Source organism: Vibrio sp. 10N.222.46.A1 (assembly GCF_041473595.1).
Taxonomy (GTDB): Bacteria; Pseudomonadota; Gammaproteobacteria; order Enterobacterales; family Vibrionaceae; genus Vibrio; species Vibrio tasmaniensis_A.
Genome location: NZ_JBFRSN010000331.1, coordinates 1 through 5,543 on the forward strand (window position 1 = coordinate 1; position 5,543 = coordinate 5,543).

Annotated in this window: 6 protein-coding genes; all 6 read left to right on the forward strand. The window is 40.2% G+C overall.

What is annotated here, in order from left to right; all coding sequences use genetic code 11:
• Positions 1–744: ABC transporter substrate binding protein (locus tag AB4496_RS10890; protein ID WP_372130941.1), on the forward strand; the 744-nt coding region annotated here is incomplete at its 5' end.
• The gene (locus tag AB4496_RS10895; protein ID WP_102257289.1) at positions 731–1,459 is read left to right on the forward strand and encodes a transporter substrate-binding domain-containing protein; all 729 of its coding nucleotides are present in this window, start codon (positions 731–733) and stop codon (positions 1,457–1,459) included. The genes AB4496_RS10890 and AB4496_RS10895, both read left to right, overlap by 14 nt.
• A gap of 3 nt (positions 1,460–1,462) precedes the next feature.
• Complete coding sequence (locus AB4496_RS10900; RefSeq protein WP_102257290.1) at positions 1,463–2,413, forward strand: FHA domain-containing protein; 951 nt, start codon at positions 1,463–1,465, stop codon at positions 2,411–2,413.
• Positions 2,410–2,889 (forward strand): type VI secretion system lipoprotein TssJ, encoded by a 480-nt coding sequence (tssJ, locus tag AB4496_RS10905; protein ID WP_102257291.1) that lies wholly within the window; start codon positions 2,410–2,412, stop codon positions 2,887–2,889. Before AB4496_RS10900 ends, tssJ begins: the two co-directional genes overlap by 4 nt.
• A 50-nt stretch (positions 2,890–2,939) precedes the next feature.
• Positions 2,940–4,271 (forward strand): type VI secretion system baseplate subunit TssK, encoded by a 1,332-nt coding sequence (gene tssK / locus AB4496_RS10910; protein ID WP_102257292.1) that lies wholly within the window; start codon positions 2,940–2,942, stop codon positions 4,269–4,271.
• Positions 4,271–5,473, forward strand: coding sequence for a type IVB secretion system protein IcmH/DotU (gene icmH, locus AB4496_RS10915; RefSeq protein WP_102257293.1), 1,203 nt, complete (start codon positions 4,271–4,273; stop codon positions 5,471–5,473). Before tssK ends, icmH begins: the two co-directional genes overlap by 1 nt.
• Positions 5,474–5,543: the final 70 nt, after the last annotated feature.

The window sequence follows — 5,543 nt, forward strand, 5'->3', positions numbered from 1 at the left end:
ACTATCACCCTTGAGTTACTAGGTACTTATAATGAACCAAGCGAATTTAGAAAGACTAACTCTACACCCGTGGTGTTCAGTATTGTCACCGACCCTGTGGGTTCTAAACTGGTAACTGATTTATTTTCTAAAGAAAGAAACTTTACCGGGGTATCCCATATCGTACCTCATGAAATACAATTTAAAGCGATTGAAAAGCTAACTAACGTTTCAAGTATTGGGGTGATATATAACGCCGAAGAAAATAATTCGATTATCACAGCAAATAAGATGCTTGAGTTATCGGAAATTCATAACAAGCGTGTTATCTTGTACCCACTAAATATTGATAAAATTAGGTCAAACAGCAACCTAATTAGCCTCACAATTGATAATATGAAACAAGAAGGTGTTGATATGGCATATTTGCCGCCTGATTCATACATCATTGCGCAAGGAGGCGAGGTAGTATCAAGGCTACATTCAAAAGGTATTCCCACATTCTCAGCAACCGAAAGCCCAATAAGAAGCCATAAAGCCCTGTTTGGCATTGTTAGCCGTTACTACAATGTTGGCCAATTCGCCGGATATAAAGCGAAAAACATATTACAAGGAACCCAAAAAGCTTCGGACATTCCAATAGAATCACTAAGCCAATATTCATATATTGTTAATATCGAGGCTGCACATAAGCTCGATTATTACCCGCCAGTATCTATCTTGAAAATCTCTGAGCTAATAGGACACTCTAATGATGTTAACTAGAGCCTCTGCAAGTAAATTGCCATTGGCAACTCTGCTCATTGCTACCTTTTGGTCAATGAATACTTTTGCTAAAGTTCAAATTGGACCATCTCGATTAATGCTCACGACGCAAGATTGGCCTCCCTACCAAACCTATGAAAATTCCGAGATGCAAGGAATTGCTTTAGACAAGGTTAAGTGTGCACTAGGTGTAATGGGCCAACCTTATCAGTTAACCATGACAACTTGGTCTGACGCACAACTACGTGTTCATGGTGGCGGACAACACGGTTTCTTCGTTGCGACCCAAACCTCTGAACGTGACGAGTATGCAACACTCTCAGAACCAATCGCGCAACAGACTTTAAATTGGTATTTTGGCCCAGGCGTAAAGCCTGATATTAATGAACTATCAAAATTAAATCTGAATTTTTCTGCAAAATTTGGCTCTAGTAAATGGTTTTGGCTCAAACGAAATGGATTTAACGTCGTAATGCAGCCACGAGATGCTAAAGTACTACTAAAGCTTTTAAAGCAAAGGGAAATTGATGTTGTTCTAGAAGATGGTTTAGTCTTTGAAAGAGAACTTGAGAAGGCTTCATTGCCACTCGATTACTTCAACTCGATGAACTTAGATACCAAAAATATGGGGGTCTACTTTTCAAATCGATTCCTTAAAACCTATTCCGGGTTTTTAAATAGTTTTAACTCAGCTATATCCAAGTGCAAGGAGTAACCATTGTCTATCAGTGTCCACATGATTTCTATACCTGCTGAAGAGGTCGTTACCTCTAGAGTCGTTTACCTGCCTGAAAATGGCGGAAGCTTAGGTCGTTCGCCATCATGTGATATTGCGCTACCTGACCAAACCAAATGGGTCTCAAGAACTCACTGCCAGCTCTACCCCACTGAACGCGGGTACGCCATCAAAGACGTTAGTAACAATGGTGCTACGTTAAACGATAAATCATTGATAAGAGAGAAAGAATACATACTTTCCGATGGCGATATTATAAAATTAGGTCACTACACACTGTTAGTTAGCCTGTTAAGCGCACCTAAAGTGGATGCTACGAATAACACCAATCAGGATGATCTTTTTATAGAACCTTTCAACTTAAAGCTTGACGACAATGACACAGACTTTTTGGATACTACGCCTGAAGTGACGATAGTTAAGAAAGCCTCAAACTTTTCTTCAACGAATGTTCTGAGTGACGACCCGTTCTCGTCAGACCCCTTTGAAGATTTAGATAGCGATAAAGTCGTTCCCAACATTGAAGTAGACGAAGTCGTTCACAACAGAGGAGGCTCCCTGCCCTCTGCTGAGTTGGAATATTTTCCTGTCAATGCCGAGAACAACACACGAATTGAAGAGTCGATAGACAAACTCATCACACTGACGGAAAAAAACCAACAATACTTACAGAACCCACAGCTACAACAAAAAGCTCTTTTTGAGGCATTGGAACAAACGGTAGACCAGTTTCTAAACGAATTTGCACCAAAGCAACTTGAAAACCAGTTTAGCGAATACGTGAGTGACGGCATTTTTTCCAACAAGGATAAAAAATATTGGAAGATCTATCGAAAGCACTTCCAACACCGTCAAGACAATGGGGACTTCAGACGTCAGTTCAAAGCATTATTTATGGAAAATATGCAAAAGCAAAGTGAGAGGCAAGAATGAAACGTTTAATGCTATTGTCTCTTTGTTTAATGATAACTGCGTGCTCATCGTCAGACCCCGCCCCTGTTGTCACCCAATACTCACTGACAGTTAAAGCGGATACGACGGTCAACCAATACAATGATGCTCAAGCCAACCCTGTTGTCGTTAGGCTTTACCAACTCACAGATCAGCAACTGTTTAAACAATTGCCTTTTATTGATTTGTACAATAATGACCTACAGTTGTTGGCTGCAAACTTAGTTTCAAAACAAGTACTGCCTATTGTGCTGCCCAACTCAGAGCAACAACTGACGTTAGATATTAACAAGAACACTCAATATATTGCCGCATTGATTGAATTCGCCGATTACCAGAACAGTACAGCGAAAACTGTTTTAATGATGCCAGCAGATCCTGAGCAAACTTTAGAGTTAACGATTACTGGTAAGAAAGCGGAGTTAGCCTCAATACAGCCCGACTCCAGCTGGTGGTAAATCTTTAAATGCACAAGCCAATATATAAAAATAATAGAAAAGGACATTACGTGGACGCTTTCAAAAAAGTAGTGTGGCAAGAAGGAATGTTTATAGCACCTCAGCACTTTCAGCAACAAGATCGCTATGTGCAGAACTACATTCGTCAGAATATAGAGACATTAGCTGGTTTCTCTCCTTTTTATGGCATCACCGAATTAGTACTTAATCACGATCTATTGAAGATTGGTAAACTGTCTATACCGAGCTGCTCCGGTGTATTTCCCGATGGAACTCAGTTCAACCTTAAGCAAGAAATCGTTGTCGATATACCTCAAGGCACCATAGAAACCATCGTTTACCTCGCATTACCGATTTCTTTACAAGGTAACAAAGATTATTGTGAAGATGGGCAGGAACAAAGTCGCTATATCACCCAATCAATCAATGTATTTGACACATCAACATCAGAAAACTCTACCGTTGAAGTCGATGTCGCACAGCTAAATATTGGGCTAAAATTCGCCGGTGAAGACACATCTGGTTTTACTCTGATTCCTGTTGCTAAGATATTAGAAATCAGTGATTCAGATGAAGTGATCTATGACAGATCTTTTATTCCCGCATGTCTACATTACGGAGCTTCTACTCTGCTTGTCGAGCGAGTTAAAGAGATTCACGCACTCGTCAGTAACCGAGCTCAAAACCTTCTGAAACGTCTTGAAGCAGGACAAGATCAAAAAAGTCCTCAATCTATGATGCAAGACTTTTTATGGCTTCAAACTCTGAGCTCATGGTTACCGTGGTTCGAATTAACCATCAGCAACACCAAATACCCGACTCACGAATTATATTCTAAATTGAAGCAGTTTGAGGCTCAGGTCATGGCACTAACACCTGCTATTCCTGATGAATGTCCGCCCTTAAAGTATGACAAATTATACGATAACTTTAACCCGCTGTTTTCTAGTCTTAGAAACTTGCTAACATTGGTTCAACAAGACTCTGTTATTGAATTCAAATGGGATATATCACTGTTTGAAAAGCGTAGGTTACTGCGTACGTTGATCAAAGATCCTAGTAGCATCTATAACCGACGTTTCGTTCTAAGCGTTAAATCTGATATCAGTAGCACAGAGCTCAATGAGCTATTTCCTATTTCCGCGAAGCTAAGCAGTAATAATAAAATTGTCGAATTAGTAAGAAGCTCTCTGTCGGGTATCTCTTTGAAACCCTTACCAATTGCGCCAAGTGAACTCAAGCCAATGCAAGGCGTGGCTTATTTTGAAGTCGATACCAAAGATAGAAATTGGTTGGATATGCTCGACACTCGTGATGCCATCGCGTTGCATGTCGATGCTCGTATACCAACCCTTGAAGTCGTTTTATATGCGTTGAGATAATGGTTATGGATTATTTAGATGAAGAAACTCTCATCATCGACAAAGCGACAAAGGGCTCTAAGGATAACGAAACTGATCAGGTAGCCTCTAAATTGGTCGCTGTACATTCTACCAGCGCCCAAGAAGAGTTTTTGCGACACTTTGATAAGGCAGAGAATCAATTATTCAATATCAGTAGCGATTTACTAACCAAAACACTCAAGCTCTCAACCTTATCTGAACCTGAAGATTTAGCGATTTTTAGAGAACAGTTGATACAGGGTATAAACGACATAAAAGCTCAAGCAACCGAGCTTACTTACCCTATTGCTGTTATCGATAAACTCTGCTTTTTGTATGCAGTGGTCATTGATGAATTCATCATCTACTCCGAGTGGGGAGAAAAAAACGGTTGGGAAAACAAAACACTGCTTAGCGAGCTCTTCGGCATGCGCAATGGTGGTGAGTTGTTTTTCTCTGTTGCAGAGAAAGCAGCACGACAGCCTCACAAACTGATTGACCTTCTAGAGATAGTTTACCTCTTCATAAATATTGGATTCAAAGGCCAATATCGTGAAGGTAATGCTGACCAATTGAAAGCATTCACCTATCAGTTAGAGCAAACCATCAGCCAATATCGCAATACTAGCGGCGTTTACTGCCGCATCAAAGTGAAGCTCCCAGAAGTAAGGAAGCCAACAAGGCGTAAACGTTACTTAATCACTAGCCTTTTCTTCTTTTGTTTAATCGCAACGAGCATTGGCTTAACCGATTTCTGGTATACCAACACCCATGCTCAACGAGCTCGTGACTTCACGTATTTGCCTAATTTCAGTCAGCGTTACATCGTCTCCGGCGAAGTAAAAGATATTGTCTTTATAAGCGAAGATAAAGACTTAGCGGCTCTTCCTCGTTACGCAAGTAAAGTTGATGCTGTAGAAGTATTGCAAAGCAACAAGTTAACACCAAGTTCATCACATTGGTTGGTGCAACTTGCGACTTTCTCTAGCAAGCAAAGCGCTGACGATTTTATTGATAACCTGTCACCGTCAGTTTATCAGCCTATTTCTTCTCCTTATGAAAAATATTACCGAGTGATATTAAGAGCAAACACAAAAGAAGAAGCAAGAAGTACCAAAGAATGGTACGTAGAAAACGACCAAATAAACGCCATTATTGTTCGTACTTCTGCGCCTGACTTAAACAAGGAAGAATCAAACTGATTATGCCGAAAACTAAATCAAACAAATCGGGCAATACAAAAAAAACAGTAGGTATCTCGATCCTAGTATC

What these genes read in the sequence shown, in the direction of transcription:
- AB4496_RS10895 (WP_102257289.1), top strand. Translation starts at nt 731, where the DNA reads ATGATGTTAACTAGAGCCTCTGCAAGTAAATTGCCATTGGCAACTCTG.
- icmH (WP_102257293.1), top strand. Translation starts at nt 4,271, where the DNA reads ATGGTTATGGATTATTTAGATGAAGAAACTCTCATCATCGACAAAGCG.
- tssJ (WP_102257291.1), top strand. Translation starts at nt 2,410, where the DNA reads ATGAAACGTTTAATGCTATTGTCTCTTTGTTTAATGATAACTGCGTGC.